Source organism: Candidatus Saccharimonadales bacterium, assembly GCA_036397795.1.
Taxonomy (GTDB): domain Bacteria; phylum Patescibacteriota; class Saccharimonadia; order Saccharimonadales; family DASWIF01; genus DASWIF01.
Map to the genome: position 1 here is coordinate 1 of DASWIF010000012.1, position 19,058 is coordinate 19,058.

Genomic DNA, 19,058 nt, shown 5'->3' on the forward strand with positions numbered 1-19,058 from the left:
AGGCTGGTTTTTAGCCGGTCAAAAGTGGCCCGGCCACCATCCGTTTCTATATAGCGCCGGGAAAAGTATCCGGCGCCAATGAGTAGTATCAATAGCAACCACCATAAATTGGTAATAAACCGGGACACCGACAACAACACGGCGGTTATAAACGGCAACGATTGGTTAAGGTCAGTATAGAGCAGCTCGACTTGAGGCAAGACGGTAGTCAGCATAAAAATTATTACGCCTAAGATGACAACCAAAACAATCACTGGATAGACCAAAGCCCCCCTGACTTTAGACAGGATCTCAGCGTCCTTTTCTTGCTGGGCGGCAATCCGCTCCAGCGCCAAATCAAGCGTTCCCGAAACTTCGCCTGCAGCCACTAGGCTGGTAAAAACACTATTAAAAACCTTGGGATATTTTTCCAGCGACTTAGAAAAAGCGTTGCCGCCCTCAACGTCGGCGATAACCGAGCTGACGATTTGCGACAAGGCGTGATTGTCAATTTGTTCCTGCACCGTTCTGAGGCTTTGGGTCAACGGCATACCGGCATTTATCAGCGTCGATAGTTGCCGGGCAAACAGTACCCGATCTTTGGCGGTTATGCGGTTTTTAAATCCCGCTAGCAGGCCTTTTTTTTCGCCCTTAATGCGAATACTAACTGGGGCCAGACCTTGTTCGCTGAGCAACTTGGCGGCGGCCTGTTCTGATTGGGCTTGAACGTCGGCTTTGATGGTTTGGCCGGTTTTAGTGTCGCGAGCGGTGTACTCGTAAGTCAGCATAGGCTATCCGCGCATCATCCTATCGAGTTCTTCCAGATCGACGGCGTAATTTCTAGCCTCGTCGTAGGTAATCGTACCGTTATGAATCATTTGAACTAAGGTTTTATCCATCGATTGCATACCGTGTTCAGCTCCAGTTTGAATAACGGCCTCGAGCTGGTGAGATTTGCCCTCGCGAATAATATTTCTTACCGCCGGGGTGGCAACTAATATTTCGGCGGCGGCGGAGCGACCCCCGCCAATAGCCGGTATCAAGCGCTGGGAACAAATCGCCATAAGGATATTAGCCAGTTGGGCTCTGATTTGAGGCTGCTGGTGCGGCGGAAAAACGTCAATCATACGATCGACCGACTGGCTAGCTGAGTTAGTGTGCAGAGTGGCAAACACCAAGTGCCCCGTTTCGGCGATGGTAATGGCGGCTGAGATGGTTTCCAAATCCCGCATCTCACCGATCAAGACGACGTCCGGATCCTGCCGCAGGCTGGAGCGCAAGGCCGCCGAGAAGGAATAAGTGTCGTAATGGACTTCGCGCTGGACGACCACGGCTTTTTTACTTTTATGGGTAAACTCGATCGGGTCTTCAATGGTAATTATGTGGGTAGCCCGTTCCTCGTTGATTTTGTCCACCAGTGCCGCCAAAGTAGTTGACTTACCCGAGCCGGTCGGGCCGGTGATTAGCACCAGTCCGCGCGGATAATCGGCAAAACCGTTTATGACGTTGGGCAAGCCCAATTGCTCAATCGAGAGTATTTCATTTGGAATCAAACGCAAGGCGGCAGCTAAATTACCCCGCTCGTGAAACGAGTTGACCCGAAATCGGCCTAACTCGCCAAAAGCAAAGGAAAAATCGAATTCTTTGTCTTTGAGTAAAATCTGCTTTTGATCCTCGTCTAAAATGGCGAAGATCAGAGCCTCGACCGCTTCTTCGTCCAGTACCTTGCCCCCCTGAACGGGAGTTAGACTGCCGTCTATTCTGAGCATCGGCGGCAGGCCGACTTGAAGGTGAAGGTCAGATGCTTTCTTCTTAATGACCTCTTCCAGGAGTAATTCGATTCTTTGTTCAGCCATTTCCCACCTCCGTTTACTTACGCGCTATCCAGCGCGGCTACCCGGTTGACTTCGGCGATTGAGGTTAACCCCTGCAGCGCCTTTAAGTAACCGTCCTCGCGCATCGTTACCGTGCCTTGAGCTTGCGCCAGTTTCTGGATTTCACCGCTGGTCGATCGTTTGGTAATCAAGTTTTCAATCTCCTCGTTGACGTCTATGACCTCGTACAACCCCATTCGGCCCTTATAGCCGCCGGGATTTTGCTTACTGTCATGACCTTTATACAAAGTATAAGCTTTTTCACCGGCCAGAGGCAAATTGTCGTAACCCAGATCCTGGGCCGCCTGGGCGGCGTCTTCTTTGGTTTTGGGCAGCAAGCGGCCCAATGTCTCCTGGATGGACTTGGTCTCGGCGTCGTTAGACTGATATTCTTCCTTGCCGCCTTCGTCTATGCGCCTGACTAGCCGCTGGCCAATGACGGTATTAACCGTACTGGCGATCAAAAACGGTTCGATGCCCATATCCAACAAACGCGGCAACACGCCCGAAGCCGAGTTGGTATGAAGAGTTGAAAATACCAAATGCCCGGTCAGCGCGGCTTGAACTGCCAGCTGGGCGGTCTCTTTGTCCCTAATCTCCCCGACCAGCACCACGTCCGGGTCCTGACGCAAAATAGCCCGCAGCCCGGAAGCAAAGGTCAGACCGACATCAGAGTTGACTTGAATTTGATTAACCCCACTCATCTTGTACTCCACCGGATCTTCCAGCGTAACGATGTTTATCTCGTCGGAAATAATTTCCTGTATCAAGGCATACATTGAAGTTGACTTACCTGATCCAGTCGGACCGCTGGTTAAGACCATGCCGTTGGGTTGTTTGATACCTTCTCGAATCGTTCTTAGGGCCCGGCCGCGATAACCCATGTCCTCTAACTTGAGGCTGACTCCGGATTTATCCAGCAGCCTAATGACAACCTGCTCTCCCCAGACCACCGGCGAGATAGCAATTCTTAAGTCAACTTCCTTTTCGGCTACCAAAATATCAAACTGGCCGTCTTGGGGTACCCGGTGCTCGTCAATTTTGAGCGAACTGAGAATTTTAACCCGAGAAACCAATGCCGGCTCAATTGATTTGGGCAACCGCATGATTTCTCTTAAAACACCGTCAATCCGGGCTCGGATCTTAACGTCGGTTGGCATGGGCTCAATATGGATGTCGGACGCGCCCGATTTGGCGGCATAGTCCAAAATAGTCGTCAGTGCCCGGCTAATCGGCGAGTCTTGGACGATTGTTTTGATGTCTTTGTCTTTTTTCTTATCGCTTTTGTGCTCGTCCTCGGCTTGATCGGCAGCTTTTTCTTCAGCTCCCAAAGCGGCGGATATGCCTTCATCCAAACCGACGTGATACTGGGCCAAAATTCCCTTTATACCTGTTTCGGACGCCAGATATACCTTCAGCGGACGGCTGATTTTATTCGATAAGAAATCCACTGCTTGAACATTATTGGCGTCTAGCATCGCCACCACTAACCTGTTATTCATCTCTCCCAGCGGAACGGCCATAAAACGTTCGGCGATATCTTTTGGCACGAGATTTAGAACTTTTGGGTCGATCGCCGCTTCTGATAAGTTCACGTAGGGCACGTTGGTGACGTTGGCGAGGGTTTTTGTCAGCTGTTCGTCGTTTAAGACGCCCTTTTTAATCAATAACTGAAACAACGGTTCTTTGGCCTTGGCGGCTTCGTCTTTATAGGAGGCCAGGTCTTCGTCGGCAATTAAACCAGCTGAAACCAAGGCTTCCTCAACCTGTTGCTGGTTTTCCGTCGAGAGGACACTCATATTGCCGAGAATTTAGTCGTTACTCTCAACAAACGGGGTATTGGTACCGTCGTCGCCAATCCGAATTAGTTCTGTCGGGTTTAAGGCTTCGTCATTGAATATATTGTCACTGGGAACACCAAACTCAGCGCTGATTGGGTTGATGACTTCCACTTCCGTCGAGCGGTTGGCGTCGGTGTTAATAATGGCATTACCCAAAAAGTAAGAAGCCACTAAACTGATGCTTACGACCAAAATTACGACGGCAATGTCACCTTGTTTGATCATTGGACTACCTTTGTCTCCGTGCCGATATCGGCCTTAGGTTGAAAATATGTTGAGATCGCGATGTCCGCCGTAATGGCTTGATCGGTACCGGAGATTGACAAAGCCCGAACCTGGAAGGGCCGGATGCTCCTATCAAGGTTGTCCACGAACTTTTTGAGGCTGTCGTAGCTACCGGCTACGCTGATGGAAAAGGCCATCTCAAACGGCGAGGGCGTAACTGCCGTGCCGGGTGCTTCATTGCTTTGATCAGTTCCGGCAAAGCCAGTCAGCTCCAGACCGCTACGCTTGGCAATCGAGTTAACTGACGTGACCAGCGCGGCGTAATCGTAGGTGCTCGGCAGAGCGTCTAGTATTTCACTAGACTTGACGCCGCTGGCTTCAAAAACAGAAAATTGCGCAGTCAATTCATCGGCATTGATTAGATTCTGCCTAAGCGTTACCTTGGCCAGGTTCTTCTCTTTGATAACCCGGCTGTTATAACCCCTCAAATCCCACAAAAAATTAACAGTAACAATCGAGAACGACACGACAATGGACGCGATTACTACACTAGTCAAGACCGTCGATTTAGCTTTTTCTATGGCTTGGCGCTTGGTCGAGAAGATAGCTAATTTCATCTCAGTTTTGCCCCTCTTCGCTCGGCGCCGCAAATAAGCCAGTCGGTCTTTCCTTGACCGAGTTACTGGTCGTGATTTTAGGAACGCTCAGTTTAGCGCCGGTCTTGGTGTTATCAAACAAAACCGGGTCAAACTTCAGGACAATCTTAAAAGTATTTCTATCTTCTTCAACCGAAAATTCTAAAATCACGCTGGTAAGTGGCTTGATGACTTCTGGCGCGCCGTCAAAAGTGAATTCGGCATTCTTTAAGGTGTCGACAAAAACATTGACGGCGTTGGCGTCGGGACCGCTGCCATTAATTTCCGCCCCGGCTTCACCCTCAGCACCAAATAGCGCGTTCTCGGAGGTACCGCCAAAGAAAAAGTCGACTTTGATTAATGAAATGTCTTTCGGTATTAACGTATTGAGGTAATCGAATAAACGCTGAGCCGCCGGTTTCTGATCGTGCAGGCTCGGCAAAGCCTCAATCTGTTTTTGAATGGTCACTATCTTGTCTAGGTCCGGTTTTGACTGAAGTTGGGCCAACGCTTCATCTATCTCGCTTTGGGTATTTGACCGTTCCAGCCGTTGGTATCCGAAGACAAAAATGGCTAACAGAATAGCGACGGTCACAAACAGCAGGCTGGTTATTATTGAACCTACCATCAATAGCCGTTTCAGCCGTTGGGTCTGTAAATACTCCTTTTTGATGTCAGGTAGGAGGTTGAGACTAATCATATCGATGCTCTTTCGGCTAAACCGACCGCTACGGAAAAATGATTGGATAGCGCGATCAAATCATTGTGCTTCGATTGTGGGTAGGACACATTTAGCCAGGCGTTGCCGATTTCCACTTGGAGGCCAACCTTGTTGGCCAGATGAAGCGGAAACCCGGGCAGGGTCGCCGCGCCGCCGGAAACGATGATTTTATCCAGCTTGACGCCGCCGTATCGCGCGTCAAAGTATTTGATTGATTTTTGAACCTCGCTGACCACGCTGTCGATCGTGCCCTCCAGAGCCCTATAGATCTGACCCTCGAGCTTGTCCTGGTTTAGGCCGAACTTATAAACAAATTGGGTTGCCTGCTTTTCGTCAACGTTGAGATTCTGCTGAGCCGCCTTAACAAACGTCGAACCGCCAGTCGGAATAGAGCGTACCAGCCGTGGATTGCCGCCATAATTAATAACCAAATCAGTAGCTCTATCGCCGATGTCGACAATCAGCCCGGCCCCAGTCGAACCCAGCGGCAATAGCGAGCGGCAAAGCGCTAAACCGTCGGGCTCGAGCGCCACGACGTTAAGACCAATCCCCTCAAGCAGATCAAGCCGGCCCTCGGCAAAGGAGTTGGATACGGCCGAGATCAGAACCTCTACTTTGTCCTGACCGGTCGGGGAATCGCCCAGCACTGCCCAGTCGACTTTGGACTCACTTATGGACATCGGGATGTGTGTCTCCAATTGGTATTGGATAGTTTTCTCTAGTTCATGTTGGGCTAATTTGGGAAAATCAACCACCGTGGCAAACATCTTATTAGAAGGTATTCCCACCACGACTTCCTTTACGCCCACACCCGTTTGCTTGACTGCCTGGGCAATCACGTCGGCTAGTCGCTTTTGGTCGCTGGCGGAATCGCTCTCAGCTGTTTTGGCGTCAATCGGCACGCTGCCATAACGAACCAAGCTCTTGGTTCCGCCGCCACCCCGCAGTTGGACAATCCGAACAGCCGTCGTCCCGATGTCTAGGGCAAAAAATTCACTAAAACCAAGTAAGCTCTTGAGGTTCATCTTCTTCCGTATTTTAGCATAAGCTTTTTATCCCACCCATCTTTAAATACTTACCTAAAACACCGGAGGTAGATCTCTGACTGATTGAGTCTCGAGCGCATTCGGATCGCCTAATAAAAGTGGGGGGTTGGCGTATAGCTCGGGGCCAAAGCGGAATATCTCGGCATGGCCGGTTCGGAGTACGCCTCGGAGTACGCCCTGACGGGTTCGGTTCAAAATCAGTTGCTTGGCAATGACGGCTCCTCTGATTTCTAGCCGGTTGTTACACAAACCGGTAGACAGTGTGTTGATCTCTGCACCACTGACTTCTACGCAAGTGTGAATGAAGCCGCCGCCACCACTAGGCGGCACAGTTTCGTCAAACAATGACACGTATAGCCCATCCAGCCGGGTGACGTCCCGCTCGATATAGATATTGCCCCGGACAATCAAGGCAAAGGCCGGTCCGCTGATCGAACCATTGTTGCTGCTAAAACCGCTCTGGTTATATTCAATATTGCCCCTTATCTGAACATCGCCGCTAATAATTATGGTGGTGCGTCCGTTTATCGTCCAGCCGCTGTTGCGTCCTAGTTTAAAATTAGAATTCGGATCGGACTTATTGATAAAGTACTGACCGGTTGGAGGCACGCTAGTGTAAGCGTTGGGAGCGGTCTGGGTTAAGCTATCGCTCTTATCTAAGTAGTTAAATAGGTCGTAAATACAAAGTGGGCTAGCACCAAGGTTGCCCAGCGGTCCGGTGTTAGCAAACGTCAAAGCCGTGCCGGTGGGATTACCGAGCGTGCCAAACTGGTTAATGTCGCCCAGGCTCATGGCAGCCAAGTCGCCATAGGCGCCAACGCCGCCGTGTTCAAACCCGCGGATGCCCGCCTGGCCCATGGTTGTAACGCCAGAGCAATCCAGCGGATCAGACGCTGGATTGGTTCGATTAGCGTTGGCAAAAACCCCGCCCGACCAAATGTCATTGTTGGCAATTCTAAAATAAGGCGCTTCTTTAATAAGAATGCAGACGTCGTCAAAAATCCAAGCCGGCCCGTCTTCGTCGTCCGTTGTGTTGTCGGTGTTGTCTTCCGTAGCTGAGCCCGGTGGCCCGCCGGCCGGTCGAACGATGCCGATAAAGCACACTTCGTCTCCGGGCCGGGCGTTACTATTAACCTCGTAGGTTACTCCTCTGATCCGGCTTTGGCCGGGATCCAGCCCCGATTGGTCCCAGACCGCGCCCATGGTGGTGTTATCTATTGAACTGGCGCTGGGCTGAGATCGACTAACAATCCTGAGGATATTTTGAGCGGTTGCGCGCCAGTTGTTTCCGCCACTAACCTGAACTCTATGCTCGTACCTATCGCCCGAAATTTCACCATTATTAATAACCTCGCTATCGACTGTGAACCTATCCCCCGGAAACAATACCGAACTACTATTTACGCCCCTAAGTTGAATATCGTAATCCCACGCCCCGCTTACCGGGCATAAGATCCGATAGTTAATTGAGTCATATGGCAATCGGAACTGAATACCGTTAGTTTTCTTGACGTTATACCAAGTCCATTCGTAAACGAAACCTTTCTGCACCGTTATCTCGGCCCAGCCATTTGGACTACCGGGTATACCATTGCCTAACCAGCCACTAGTAGCATTAAAATTGTTAGTGCCGCTGTAATCCATAAACCAAGTCTGGTTAACGCTACCATCGCTGCGCCGTAACTCTCGTACTTCCATTCTATAGTTACTATTGTTCTGAATTGTTGCACCATTAATACCAGCGCGGTCATCATCAAACCATTCCAGCCTCACGTCTACTGGATCGGTTACGTCGCAATCCGGTGCGAACCCCAAATTAAAATCCGTCAAGGTATCATTCGTGCCGTTCCTGTCTTGAAAAGCAAATTTAGCGTTACCGTTGTCTCTGGTGCCAATGGCTTCTGCCCCCGGAGCTCGGACTTTAAAGGCATTGACACCGCCGACTCCGGCCGTATCAACCCTCAACTCGACCACATAATAGCCGTCGTAGGCCTTCTTGCCGCCTGTATTAATTTGCTCCAGCTGGTTTCTGGGAAAGGTTAAATCAACCGGCTGGCACTGCGCGTTGCCTACTTGGCCCCAATCCCTACTGGAGTATGAATCCAATAAAGTTGCAGTATCCGTAACGTCATTGCCGCTTACTTTATACACATTGAAGACTGTCGGGGCATACACGTCGGAATCAATATCTCCTGATCCGATCGCGCCAGAACAGACGTCAGGATGCAGTAATCGTACGGTTTGTGGTCCGATTATGCTTGGTGGAAAGTAAATTCTGACCCTAGAGCTCGGGGCGTCCAGACCATTACCCGCACCATAATTAGCTACCAGCATCCAAACGTCGCCACCGCCATTACCCGACGGACTGGCGCCTGGTACAAAATTATTCGGTTCGGGCATTCGGTTGGTAACCGAAAAAGCCCCTTGAGCGTAAGCTTGATCGTGGTTGAATACTGCCCAGGCAAGGACAGTCATCAGTAATAAGATTACGGTTTTGATATGGCTCGTGACTAATTGATAGGTCATAAAGACTCCAACTGCGAATCGATTAGTTCGACTTCAGCGGTCTCGACTTTAGCCCCGTAGACTGACTTGGCTTTTTCCAGATAGGTTCGAGCATTTGTTTTGTCGTTTAGATTAATGTAACAAAGCGCTATCATTTTTAAAATTGATGGCTCGTTAGGGTCGGCTGTTTCTTTTTCCCGATAAATTTCAAGTGCTTCTTTATACTGCGCATTATTAAAATAGGCTATGGCAAGAGCTAGTTCAGCATTTTCTCGGTTTTCTTCGTTAACATGAGCTACCGTGTTTTCCAGATCGTTAACATTAATTTGTTCAGCCGTCAGCGGCCCGGTGGCGGGCGGATCATTTTTAAGCCAGTAGTAACCGGCGATCGCTCCCACCACGAGGATAACCGCTCCTAAAACCAATCGTAGTTTCTGCTGGGACACACCGACTGAGCCAAACGTCCCCTGATCTTGGACTTCGGCACTTTTAGCGGCTGGTTTATCGCTTTTTTTCTTTCGGGGCATGTTGATGCTAACGCTTATGTTAACAACATACGCTAATTACTTCTCTAAATCAATCTGTTTCTGTACGATATTTGTATGAGTTTATCGATCGGCATCGTCGGCTTGCCTAACGTCGGCAAGTCCACCCTATTTAACGCCCTGACAAAAAATGACATATTAGCGGCTAATTATCCGTTTGCCACAATCGAGCCTAACACCGGCATTGTGCCTATTCCCGACGAGCGGCTAGTTAGTCTGGCCGGCCTTTACGACTCAGCCAAGATTACGCCAGCCGTCATTAAATTCGTCGACATCGCCGGCCTGGTGGCCGGTGCCAGTAAAGGTGAGGGCCTGGGCAATCAATTTTTAAGCCACATCAGAGAAGTTGACGCCATATTGATGGTCATCAGAGTGTTTAAAAGCGCCGATGTCAAACACGTTGAGAATTCGGTTCATCCTCAAAGAGATGTCGCAATTATTCTGACTGAGCTCGTACTGGCCGATCTGCAAACCGTCAATAAACGACTGCCGACCCTAGACAAGGAATCCCAATCAAATACCAAGTTAAAGGCGGACGTCGAGCTACTTATCCGGGCTAAGGAACTACTCGACGCCGACCAGGCGCTCAATCGGCATCCTGACTTTGTAAATAAAGCCATCCAGTCTGACAATTTTCGTCAGCTTCAACTGCTGACAATTAAGCCAATTATCCATGTATTCAACGTGGATGAGGCTGATTTAACAGATATGAACAAACAACATGAACTGAACAAGTATATTGTTCAAGATAAAGCTTTGTACGTTAATGCCGACATGGAGTCGGAGCTTAAAGATTTACCAGAAAATGAAGCCAAAGAGCTATTAAAAAGCGTCGGAGTCGACGAGCCTGGCTTAGATAAGCTGGCCAAAACTGCGTATTCCACACTCGGCTTGCAAAGCTTTTTAACGGCTGGGCCAAAGGAGGTCCGAGCATGGACAATTTCAGCCGGGTCTACGGCCTGGCAAGCTGCCGGGGTCATCCACGGCGACTTTCAACGCGGCTTTATCGCCGCTGACGTTGTTGATTTAAATGATCTTGTCGCGGCCGGAACGTGGCCACAGGCAAGAGCTCATGGTAAGGTCAAAACTGAAGGTAAAACCTACATTATGCAGCCAAACGACGTTGTGGAGTTCAAATTTAATGTCTAGGCCAACTGTAGCTTGGCTTCGTGCTGAGGGTTTGATTATTTTGTTAGCCAGCTTGTTTGTCTACGCTGAGCTGGGTGGCCACTGGCTTTGGTTTGGGGCCCTCATCTTTAGTTTTGACGCCTCTATGGTGGGATATCTAAAGAATGACAGGCTAGGCGCCCTGACATACAACATCGGACATAGCTTGATCCTGCCTCTAATTTTGGCGGCTGCTAGCTGGCAACTAAACGAAGATCTGTGGCTCAAGTTCTCGGTTATATGGCTGGCCCATATTGGGCTCGATCGTTCGTTAGGTTATGGTTTAAAGAGCTTCGACGGATTCAAGTACACTCATCTGGGAACAATCTCTCAAAGCGACCGCAGCAAGTAAAATCTTTCCCTGTTACCTTTGGCTCCGCTGATCTCTGAGTCGGCTTTGCCGACGATAGAAAACTTATTTCTCACCCATTCCTCAAATTCTTTGAGGATTTGCCGTCTGATGGCGTCGTTTTTGATTACACCTTTGTGCTTGTAACGGCCGCCGGCCTCAAACTGAGGCTTGACCATGGCCAGAATTTGGGAGTTAGGAACTAGAAGTTTGGAGATAGCAGGTAGTACCTGGCGCAAACTTATGAAAGACACGTCAATCAGCACTAAATTGATTATTTGATCTGTCTGGAAGTCCCGAATATCGGTCTTTTCATGCAGTTCGACCCGTTTATCGGCGCGCAAAGTCGGATGAAGTTGATTAGTACCGACATCGACGGCTATAACTAATTTGGCACCATGTGCGAGGGCATAGTCAGTAAACCCGCCGGTGGAACTGCCGACATCAAGCACTATTTTGTCCTTAAAATCTACGTTTAGTTTCTCGACGGCCGACGCCAGCTTGAATGCCGCGCGGGAGACATACTGCTCGCCGCTTACGGACAGTTTGTCTGTTGCCTTTATCGGTTGGCCGGCTTTGTCCGCCGGCCGGCGATTAACCTTGACCCTCCCCAGCTTGATATATGATTCGGCCTGCGAGCGGCTCATTAACAGTTTGCGCTTAACCAGCTCCACATCCAGTCGTTGCCTTGGTCTATTTTGCTTATTCATATCTGTTAATCTAAGTTTCTCAAGAAAGTTAGAATCTGCTTTCCTCGCTTCGTTATATAAATTTGGATAGTAGGACCCTTAAACTCTTTAGCAATTAAGCCCGACCGATGCAGACGCTGCAAGTGCATATTTAACGTTTTGTAATGCATCGGTACATTATCCTGTATTTCATCAATGTAGAGTGGGCTCTTTCTGGCCAGTGCCAGCAGAACTGCTACGCGCTTAGCATTAGCCACGCCCTTTGCTATATCTTCAACTTTAATTATTGTTGCGTTATTCATAACTAGACTTTCTGACTTTCTCAAGAAAGTTAGAAACTTATGTACAGCATACAACGATGAATGTCGTCAACCATGAACGTTTTCGGGGTCAAGAAAATACAAAACTTAAAAACTATTTGGCGCGTTCGACATAGGAACCATCCCTGGTGTCAACCAGTATTGTCTCGTTATTTTTAATAAACATTGGGACCTGCAATTTATGGCCAGTCTCCAATGTAACTTCTTTTTGGACGGTCGATTGCGTATCACCCTTTACAACTTCTGGAGCAGAGACTATCTTAAGCGGTACCTTGACTGGTAACTCCAACCCGATCACTTTGGCGTCATACAGCTGAATTTGAACACTAACGCCCTCGGGCAAAAAACCGAGCGAGTCCCGAGTGATATCAATCGGCACTTCGAACTGTTCATAGGTGTTAGCATCCATAAAATGCGCGGTGTCGGTGTCGGCATATAAAAACTGGACCTTTCTCCTCACAATATCGGCGGCTTCGACTTTTTCATTCCCTTTGTAAGTTTTATCTAGCACGCGGCCATCTTTGAGGCTTTTAATCTTAACATTAACGATCGAGCCTCCCCGACCCATTACCTTCTGGGCATAGTCGACTATCTGATAGGGTACGCCATCAACGTCAATGACGATTCCCTTTTTTAATTCGGTAATCCCGTACACCAGCTGCCTATCTGACAACAAAGGGCAGGAGTGCCAAATGTCGGGCTTTTTTAATGGCTCGAGCCAATTGTTTTTGTTGTTTTTCATTTAAACCGGTCTTTTTGCGACTCTCAATCTGCCCAAACTGGTTAATGTATCGTTGAAGTGACTTAAAATCTTTGTAATCAAAAACGGCTGGATGATCGTTGCGTCTGGCCATAGGTCCTCCTTAAAAGGGAATGTCGCTTAAATCTACCGGTTCGTCGTCGATGTCCTCGATCACAACGTCATCATTGGCGTTTTTAGCGCTGGGCTTAGCCGAGTTGGCTGAACTTGATGCTGCCTTACCGGTAGCTGGCGCGGCCGACTCTCCCGGCCCGCCGACAAAGTTAAAGTCCTCAACCACGACATCGACCTTGGAGCGCTTTTGGCCGTCTTGTTCCCACGTTCGTTGCTGTAATCGGCCTGAAACCAAGAGTGCCCGGCCCTTTTGCATATATTGGTTGATGATTTCAGCCGCTTTACCCCAAGCATTACAGTCAATGTAATCCACCGCTTCCTGTTGCTCGCCATCGGCATTACGCCAAGTTCGGTTTATTGCCAGTGAGAAACTGCATACGTTCTGACCGCTAGGAAGCGCTTTTAACTCTGGGTCGCGGGTTAAATTACCCAGTAATATCACTTTGTTAAATCCTCGCGCCATTTATCTAATCCTCCTTAACCTTAGTGGTTTTTTTAATCGGGGCCTTGGCTTCGTCGTCGGCTGCCTCTTCGGCCTCTTCTTCTACTTTAGGCACCGGGTGGGTCACCAAATATCGCAGCACTTCGTCGGTTATGTTGAGCGCTTTTTCCAGCTTACCGATCGATTCGCCCGGCAGTTCAACCTCGTAGAAAACGTAAACCGCAAAATCTTCACCGGCTATCGGGTAAGCTAACTTTCGCTTGCCCCAGACATCAGTTGTAACGGTCTTGCCTTTGACTTGATCTATCAGGCTTTCGACCTTTTTTAGCGGCTTATCCAGGTCGATTTCCAGATCTGGGTGCAGCAGCAGCACCATTTCATATTGATTCATTTGCATCCTTACTGATTAGTTGGTTTTAGCCCACGCACACTAGCGGTCGCAGACTTAAGGTTTTTATATTGACGTAATAATAGTCCATCTACCCCTGTTTGTCAACAGCAGGCTAGGGTTGATAAACGACCAAACGACTGACCTCAACTTGCCGGCCGAATCCATTTATGGCGATGATTTGTATATTGTTGGTGCCCCGACTGAGGATGACCTCGGTATGAAAAGACCCATCCGGGCTAACTGGTACGTTCAAACCGTTGATATAAACTTGAGCACGCTCTGAAGTTCGGCCCGACACCGCCGCGAGCGGGCTCGATAGTACCTGTTCGTTGACCGGCTGGTCAATCATTAATCCTGGTCGGGCGGTGGCTTCAAACGTGCGCCAGCCAATGAAACCGAACAAGACGATCAACAAAGACGCTATGAGTAAGTTCAAGCTAGTTCGGCTAAGTACGAACAGCCGGCTTTTATTAACCGTTGTACGTTCTTCGTCCGGGACATAGCCTTCAAAATCGGCTGGATTTTGATCCACGACAATCGCGTATTTTCTAACTAGCCGGCGGGACTGAGCGTCAGTAATATTGGATAGATCCCACCGGTCGAGATGTTTGATAACCTCAGGCTTGACATTTAATCGGCTAGCGACGGCTTGACGGCTTAACCCAGCGGCTTGCCGTGCCCGCTGGAGTCGTCGTCCGGGATTAAACCTGCTCTTCGTTATTGGCATCCGGTCCAAACACCTCATCGTGGCCGCTGACTAAGACATCACGGGGTTTATTACCGTGGGCCGGGGCCACGATTCCTTGCTCTTCCATCATATCAATCAATCTGGCCGCCCGGGTGTAGCCAATGCTGAAACGCCGCTGCAAGAAGGAGGTTGAGGCTTTACCGGTGTCAATTACCATTTGTACTGCGTCTTTGTACAGCGTGTCGTCCACGTCGTCTGCACTGGCACCGATACCGCCGCTGAGTTGGACCGGCTGGGCTACCACCTCGTCGTCGTACTCCGGCGCCCGTTGCATACGGATAAAGTCCATGACTTTTTCTACCTCTTCGACTTCAATCAAAGCACCTTGGAGCCGCCGGGGTTTTGGCATCTGGGCGTTGGTATAAAGCATGTCACCCTGACCTAGTAGTTTTTCTGCTCCCATCTGGTCTAAAATTGTCCGCGAATCAACCTGGCTGGCGGTGGTAAAAGCAATCCTGGCCGGCACGTTGGCTTTGATCAAACCAGTAATGACGTCAACGCTTGGGCGCTGAGTGGCCAATACCAGATGGATTCCAACCGCACGTGATTTTTGGGCTAGTCGAACCACTAGTGATTCGACATCGCGGGCCGCCATCATCATCATGTCCGCCAACTCATCAACCACGATAACAATAAAGGGCATGCCCTCTTCTTTTTTCAGTTTGTTGTATTCGTTGATGTTGCGCCGGCCGGCGTCAGACAAAGACTGGTATCGCCGCTCCATTTCTGCCACTGCCCACTTAAGTGCGGAGATTGTTTTTTCTGGCTCGGTTATGACCGGGGTAAGCAAGTGGGGAATCTCATCAAACGGCTTTAATTCCACCCGTTTGGGGTCGACCAGTATCATTTTCAGATCCGACGGCGAGTTACGATAGAGCAAACTGGTTAGCAGCGTATTGATCATGACGCTTTTACCGGAACCGGTTTGGCCCGCTACTAACAAGTGCGGCATCCTGTCCAAATCGGCGATAACTGGATTACCGGCGATATCTCGACCGATGACAAAAGTCAGCGGTGACGTGTCGGCTTGCCATTCTTTACTGCTAATAACGCCGTGGATTCTAACGCTGGCTGGTTTCTGGTTTGGCACCTCAATACCGACTGCCCGTTTACCCGGTATCGGCGCTTCCATTCTGATTGATTCCGCTGCCAGGTTAAGAGCCAGGTTATTGTCGAGCGAAGTTATTTTGCTGAGCCTAACACCGGCCTGGGGTTTTAGCGTATATTGGGTTACCCGCGGGCCAACATTTGCACCTTCCATTTCAACCGCGATATTAAAGTCTTCCAGCGTATTTTTAATTATGTCAGCGTTTCCCTGAACATCGCCAGGATTGGCCTCGTCCTGTTTATCGATCAGAAGCTCTAGCCCGGGCAGCTCCCAACCCGGATCTTTGGTCGTGGTTAAAGCCTGGTGGTTTTCAGTCGGAGAGAGTTTTTGCGCCGTATCTTTAAAGTTACTCAGCTTGGCCGAAGACTTCTCGATCGGTACTCCTTCGTTGAGCTGGAAGTGATTTTCTTCTTTGTCTTGATCCGAACTGCCATCAGGCTGGGCCCGAAAAGATTTGATAAACAAACTCAAAAAACTTTTTATCGGAACTCTCAGGATAAATAATACCGCCAGCAAACCGATCGTTAGCAGTACTAGGGCCGTGCCAATCCGATCCAGCAGCGGAAATAGGGCTGAATCCGTCAGATGACCCAACATACCACCTCTCTGGCCACGGTCAGCCGTTGCTAGTGATTGATCGCGCGATATCCCCAGATGAAACAGGCCACTCAAGCTCATTAAGAGCAGAACTATGCCCCAAAATGAAGCCTTTGGCAGCTTATGATCTTCACTTCTAAACATCTTAAGCGCGGCGTAGACCAACAGGACGGGAGCCAGATAGGCTGTAGCCCCTATCAACCATTTGGTAGAGTCGAATAATCTCACCGGCAGACTGCCGCCCAAGCCAAACATCGCCAGCACCAGTAGCGGCGCGAAAACCGCCCCCAGAGTAAAAGCTAAGGCCTGCCGTCCAAAACCTTCCGGGCCGGCTTTGGTTTTTTCTTCGACGGATTTTTTGCTCTTGTTTTTCTTCTTGGTTCTGGCCATTCTGCCCACCAGTATAACGGCTTTGTGGTCAATCAGCGAGGTTGGACCGCTGTTGGTTCCTTGGACCGGCTGACTTCGTTAATAACCACAATAACTATTGGTGTTCGTTCGGTTTCATCGTAGAGGATGTGGGCTACGTCTTCTCTGATTGATTTTTTCAAATCGTCCAGATCCGGCTGGTCGGCAGCGTACGCTTTGATCACTTTTTGCTTAAGATAGCGTCGAATCTTACTCATTAATTCCTCGCTATCCCGCAAATAAATGAAGCCGCGGGAGATTATGTCAGGACTAGTCATGAACTGGCGAGTAGCCTTATCGATGGTCAAAATGACAGTAAAAATACCCTCGGTGCTCATGTGCAATCGGTCTTTTAAGACGACTTCGGACACTTCTTCCGCGGCACCGTCATACATCACACTGCCGACTTTAACCCGTCCGGTCTTAGCGGCCTGTTTAGCAGTTAACTCCAGCACGTCGCCATTGTCCATGACGAAGATATTCTCACGCGGGGTTTTAAACTCCCGGTGAATAAGCTCGGCGTTATGCACTAGCATATGGAATTCACCATGGATTGGCATATAGAACTTAGGTTTGAGGATATTTATCAGTTTGACGTGATCGTGGTAGTTTCCGTGACCACTTAAGTGCAGCGGTCCGCAACCGTCAAATTCCCGAATTCGGTTTTCCAACACATGGGAGCCTTCGCGCATCAATCCGTCAACCGTTTTAACGACATTTATTTCATTGCCAGGAATCGGATTTGAGCTAAAGACAATAGTATCTTGCGGTTTTACCTTGATATGCCGATGCGAGCCAGTGGCCATACGCCATAGTACAGCATTCATTTCTCCCTGTGAGCCGGTGCAGACCACAACCACTTTGCCATCGGGCAGTTTGATGATGTCGTCCATTTTCATGATGACACCGTTTGGCACTTTAAGCGCTCCAGCTCTTAATGCGACCTCGATGTTTTGAATCATGCTGTAACCGGCAAAAGCCACGTGTCGGTTATTGACTTGGGCGGCTTCTAAAACCGATTGGATACGATGGATCTGGCTGGAAAAAGCCGAGATGATAATCCGGCCGGGCCGTTTCATTACTTCTTTAAATGACTCTTTAATGTCAATCTCACCGTGCTCGATCTTGTCCATGTACTCGCAGTTAGTGCTTTCATTCATAAGTAGTAAGACACCATCCTTGGCGACTTCGGCCATCCGTTCAAGATCAAATTTCTTACCGTCGACCGGGTTGTCTTCGAACCGCCAGTCTCCGCTATGGATGACCAGCCCGACCGGGGTCTTGATGGCCACGGCCGTACTGTCTGGTACCGAATGATTGACCCGGATTAGCTCGATGGTAAAAGCGTCTCCCAGCTTAACTTTTTCGTGAGTATCCGGATTGAGGACATTCAAATTGGGAGAGTAGCCGGTTGGGTCCTCTTCCATCTGGCGCTGGATCATACTGATAGTAAATTTGGAGCCGTAAACCGGCGCTGGCAATCGCTTTAATAGATGTTTTACCGCGCCGACGTGGTCGAGATGAGCATGAGTAAAGATAAGGCCACGAATTTTATGCTTCCGCTCTTCCAAATAGGTAATATCCGCCACCATATAGTTAATACCCGGGTAATCATTGCCGGGAAAAAGCAGGCCCATGTCGATTACGATAATATCGTTTTCATATTCCAGTAGGGCCATGTTTTTACCGATTCCCATTTCGCCTAATCCGCCCAAAGGTATTACTTTGAGCGTCTTTTCTTTGGCGATGGGCAATTGGCTGGCTCGCCTTAGATCACCAGTCGTAAATTGCTGTCCCTGGCGACCATTAAATTCGTTTTTATTGACCGGCACGTTGATAATGTGCTGGCTGGCTTTGGCGTTAATAAGGTCACTGTTACGCCGACTGGCGCGCATGACTTCTCCCCGTCTAGTAGCCGTACCAGCTAGGACGGCGGTGTCAGGTGTATGTTTTTTGTTAGTTTGCTTTCTCCGGTCGTCCGGAGCAGGTGTTTTTAGTCTTTGCTGACCCATGTTTTCTCCTAATTTTTTAGTTGATCGAGTATTTTTGGAATCTTTTTGAAATCGGCCATGAGAATTTCCTTCATCGAACTGTTATACAGCGCAGCGGCCGGGTGATATAGCGGCAAATAAACAATTCCGCTGGTTCGTTTCGGTTGCCCGTGTATCTCGCTGATTCGGAAATCAGGGAGAAACGCCGACATCGAATGTCGTCCTAAGGTTACGATTAACTTGGGTTTGATAATCGCCAGTTGCTTGTGCAGGTACGGCAAGAATTCTGCTTTCTCATCTGGTTCAGGGTCACGATTATTGGGTGGTCGATATTTGACAATATTGGTTATGTAGACGTCTGATCGCTCGAGGTGAATTAATTGTAACATATCGTTTAAGAATTGTCCAGCCCTACCTACAAATGGTTTGCCTTGTTTGTCCTCTTCTGCGCCAGGGGCTTCGCCGATAAAGACAATGTCGGCATTCGGGTTGCCCTCGCCAAGCACCAGCTGAGTAGCTTGGCTGGCTAAAGCGGGGCAGACCTTATTTTTGACGATTTCATCGGCTAATTTTTTTAGTTCTTGGGCTTGATCCATGGCGTTT

Annotated in this window: 21 protein-coding genes; 2 read left to right on the forward strand and 19 right to left on the reverse strand. The window is 49.1% G+C overall.

What is annotated here, in order from left to right:
- The 9 genes from VGA08_00685 to VGA08_00725 all read right to left on the reverse strand — a co-directional run.
- Positions 1-767 (reverse strand): type II secretion system F family protein (locus tag VGA08_00685; protein ID HEX9679121.1); only part of this gene is annotated, 767 nt, incomplete at its 3' end.
- A gap of 3 nt (positions 768-770) precedes the next feature.
- The gene (locus VGA08_00690; protein HEX9679122.1) at positions 771-1,835 is read right to left on the reverse strand and encodes a type IV pilus twitching motility protein PilT; all 1,065 of its coding nucleotides are present in this window, start codon (positions 1,833-1,835) and stop codon (positions 771-773) included.
- Between the two features lie 17 nt (positions 1,836-1,852).
- Complete coding sequence (locus VGA08_00695; GenBank protein HEX9679123.1) at positions 1,853-3,652, reverse strand: GspE/PulE family protein; 1,800 nt, start codon at positions 3,650-3,652, stop codon at positions 1,853-1,855.
- Between the two features lie 12 nt (positions 3,653-3,664).
- Positions 3,665-3,919: a hypothetical protein gene (locus tag VGA08_00700; protein ID HEX9679124.1), complete on the reverse strand. Its 255-nt coding sequence runs from the start codon at positions 3,917-3,919 to the stop codon at positions 3,665-3,667.
- The gene (pilO, locus tag VGA08_00705) at positions 3,916-4,536 is read right to left on the reverse strand and encodes a type 4a pilus biogenesis protein PilO (protein HEX9679125.1); all 621 of its coding nucleotides are present in this window, start codon (positions 4,534-4,536) and stop codon (positions 3,916-3,918) included. The genes VGA08_00700 and pilO overlap by 4 nt, the downstream gene beginning before the upstream one ends.
- Before the next feature lies 1 nt (position 4,537).
- A complete protein-coding gene (locus VGA08_00710) occupies positions 4,538-5,254 on the reverse strand; it encodes a hypothetical protein (protein ID HEX9679126.1) in 717 nt (238 codons plus the stop codon).
- Entirely contained in the window at positions 5,251-6,300 is a 1,050-nt protein-coding gene (gene pilM / locus VGA08_00715; GenBank protein HEX9679127.1) for a type IV pilus assembly protein PilM, read from the reverse strand. Before pilM ends, VGA08_00710 begins: the two co-directional genes overlap by 4 nt.
- Positions 6,301-6,354: 54 nt before the next feature.
- On the reverse strand, positions 6,355-8,796 hold the full coding sequence (locus VGA08_00720) for a hypothetical protein (GenBank protein ID HEX9679128.1): 2,442 nt from the start codon (positions 8,794-8,796) through the stop codon (positions 6,355-6,357).
- 47 nt (positions 8,797-8,843) lie between these two features.
- Positions 8,844-9,353, reverse strand: coding sequence for a CDC27 family protein (locus VGA08_00725; protein HEX9679129.1), 510 nt, complete (start codon positions 9,351-9,353; stop codon positions 8,844-8,846).
- Positions 9,354-9,428: 75 nt separating this feature from the next.
- Here VGA08_00725 and ychF point away from each other — a divergent pair, with 75 nt between their 5' ends.
- On the forward strand, positions 9,429-10,520 hold the full coding sequence (gene ychF / locus VGA08_00730; GenBank protein ID HEX9679130.1) for a redox-regulated ATPase YchF: 1,092 nt from the start codon (positions 9,429-9,431) through the stop codon (positions 10,518-10,520).
- Positions 10,513-10,890: a DUF4260 domain-containing protein gene (locus tag VGA08_00735; GenBank protein ID HEX9679131.1), complete on the forward strand. Its 378-nt coding sequence runs from the start codon at positions 10,513-10,515 to the stop codon at positions 10,888-10,890. The genes ychF and VGA08_00735 overlap by 8 nt, the downstream gene beginning before the upstream one ends.
- On the opposite strand, the gene VGA08_00740 is transcribed toward VGA08_00735, so the two are convergent.
- The 10 genes from VGA08_00740 to VGA08_00785 all read right to left on the reverse strand — a co-directional run bounded on the left by VGA08_00740 (position 10,869) and on the right by VGA08_00785 (position 19,051).
- Complete coding sequence (locus VGA08_00740) at positions 10,869-11,597, reverse strand: TlyA family RNA methyltransferase (protein HEX9679132.1); 729 nt, start codon at positions 11,595-11,597, stop codon at positions 10,869-10,871. The genes VGA08_00735 and VGA08_00740 overlap by 22 nt on opposite strands.
- A 5-nt stretch (positions 11,598-11,602) precedes the next feature.
- Positions 11,603-11,878 (reverse strand): ArsR family transcriptional regulator, encoded by a 276-nt coding sequence (locus tag VGA08_00745; GenBank protein ID HEX9679133.1) that lies wholly within the window; start codon positions 11,876-11,878, stop codon positions 11,603-11,605.
- 112 nt (positions 11,879-11,990) lie between these two features.
- Complete coding sequence (gene efp, locus VGA08_00750) at positions 11,991-12,638, reverse strand: elongation factor P (GenBank protein ID HEX9679134.1); 648 nt, start codon at positions 12,636-12,638, stop codon at positions 11,991-11,993.
- On the reverse strand, positions 12,559-12,750 hold the full coding sequence (gene rpsR / locus VGA08_00755; GenBank protein HEX9679135.1) for a 30S ribosomal protein S18: 192 nt from the start codon (positions 12,748-12,750) through the stop codon (positions 12,559-12,561). Before rpsR ends, efp begins: the two co-directional genes overlap by 80 nt.
- Positions 12,751-12,759: 9 nt before the next feature.
- Entirely contained in the window at positions 12,760-13,233 is a 474-nt protein-coding gene (gene ssb / locus VGA08_00760; protein HEX9679136.1) for a single-stranded DNA-binding protein, read from the reverse strand.
- Between the two features lie 4 nt (positions 13,234-13,237).
- Positions 13,238-13,609, reverse strand: a complete 372-nt coding sequence (rpsF, locus tag VGA08_00765) for a 30S ribosomal protein S6 (protein HEX9679137.1) — start codon at positions 13,607-13,609, stop codon at positions 13,238-13,240.
- A gap of 106 nt (positions 13,610-13,715) precedes the next feature.
- Positions 13,716-14,330 carry a helix-turn-helix domain-containing protein gene (locus VGA08_00770; protein ID HEX9679138.1) on the reverse strand — a complete coding sequence of 205 codons (615 nt, stop codon included), beginning with the start codon at positions 14,328-14,330 and terminating at the stop codon, positions 13,716-13,718.
- Positions 14,305-16,446: a DNA translocase FtsK 4TM domain-containing protein gene (locus VGA08_00775; protein HEX9679139.1), complete on the reverse strand. Its 2,142-nt coding sequence runs from the start codon at positions 16,444-16,446 to the stop codon at positions 14,305-14,307. The genes VGA08_00770 and VGA08_00775 overlap by 26 nt, the downstream gene beginning before the upstream one ends.
- A gap of 32 nt (positions 16,447-16,478) precedes the next feature.
- On the reverse strand, positions 16,479-18,476 hold the full coding sequence (locus VGA08_00780) for a ribonuclease J (protein ID HEX9679140.1): 1,998 nt from the start codon (positions 18,474-18,476) through the stop codon (positions 16,479-16,481).
- A gap of 8 nt (positions 18,477-18,484) precedes the next feature.
- Positions 18,485-19,051 (reverse strand): uracil-DNA glycosylase, encoded by a 567-nt coding sequence (locus VGA08_00785; protein ID HEX9679141.1) that lies wholly within the window; start codon positions 19,049-19,051, stop codon positions 18,485-18,487.
- Between the last annotated feature and the right edge of the window lie 7 nt (positions 19,052-19,058).

Coding starts and splice junctions, on each gene's coding strand:
- VGA08_00725 (HEX9679129.1), bottom strand. CDS start 9,353: ATGCCCCGAAAGAAAAAAAGCGATAAACCAGCCGCTAAAAGTGCCGAA.
- VGA08_00780 (HEX9679140.1), bottom strand. CDS start 18,476: ATGGGTCAGCAAAGACTAAAAACACCTGCTCCGGACGACCGGAGAAAG.
- rpsR (HEX9679135.1), bottom strand. CDS start 12,750: ATGGCCAGACGCAACGATCATCCAGCCGTTTTTGATTACAAAGATTTT.
- rpsF (HEX9679137.1), bottom strand. CDS start 13,609: ATGCAAATGAATCAATATGAAATGGTGCTGCTGCTGCACCCAGATCTG.
- VGA08_00690 (HEX9679122.1), bottom strand. CDS start 1,835: ATGGCTGAACAAAGAATCGAATTACTCCTGGAAGAGGTCATTAAGAAG.
- VGA08_00775 (HEX9679139.1), bottom strand. CDS start 16,446: ATGGCCAGAACCAAGAAGAAAAACAAGAGCAAAAAATCCGTCGAAGAA.
- ssb (HEX9679136.1), bottom strand. CDS start 13,233: ATGGCGCGAGGATTTAACAAAGTGATATTACTGGGTAATTTAACCCGC.
- VGA08_00785 (HEX9679141.1), bottom strand. CDS start 19,051: ATGGATCAAGCCCAAGAACTAAAAAAATTAGCCGATGAAATCGTCAAA.
- pilM (HEX9679127.1), bottom strand. CDS start 6,300: ATGAACCTCAAGAGCTTACTTGGTTTTAGTGAATTTTTTGCCCTAGAC.
- VGA08_00735 (HEX9679131.1), top strand. CDS start 10,513: ATGTCTAGGCCAACTGTAGCTTGGCTTCGTGCTGAGGGTTTGATTATT.
- pilO (HEX9679125.1), bottom strand. CDS start 4,536: ATGAAATTAGCTATCTTCTCGACCAAGCGCCAAGCCATAGAAAAAGCT.
- VGA08_00700 (HEX9679124.1), bottom strand. CDS start 3,919: ATGATCAAACAAGGTGACATTGCCGTCGTAATTTTGGTCGTAAGCATC.
- VGA08_00710 (HEX9679126.1), bottom strand. CDS start 5,254: ATGATTAGTCTCAACCTCCTACCTGACATCAAAAAGGAGTATTTACAG.
- VGA08_00740 (HEX9679132.1), bottom strand. CDS start 11,597: ATGAATAAGCAAAATAGACCAAGGCAACGACTGGATGTGGAGCTGGTT.
- VGA08_00745 (HEX9679133.1), bottom strand. CDS start 11,878: ATGAATAACGCAACAATAATTAAAGTTGAAGATATAGCAAAGGGCGTG.
- efp (HEX9679134.1), bottom strand. CDS start 12,638: ATGAAAAACAACAAAAACAATTGGCTCGAGCCATTAAAAAAGCCCGAC.
- VGA08_00770 (HEX9679138.1), bottom strand. CDS start 14,330: ATGCCAATAACGAAGAGCAGGTTTAATCCCGGACGACGACTCCAGCGG.
- VGA08_00720 (HEX9679128.1), bottom strand. CDS start 8,796: ATGACTGTCCTTGCCTGGGCAGTATTCAACCACGATCAAGCTTACGCT.
- ychF (HEX9679130.1), top strand. CDS start 9,429: ATGAGTTTATCGATCGGCATCGTCGGCTTGCCTAACGTCGGCAAGTCC.
- VGA08_00695 (HEX9679123.1), bottom strand. CDS start 3,652: ATGAGTGTCCTCTCGACGGAAAACCAGCAACAGGTTGAGGAAGCCTTG.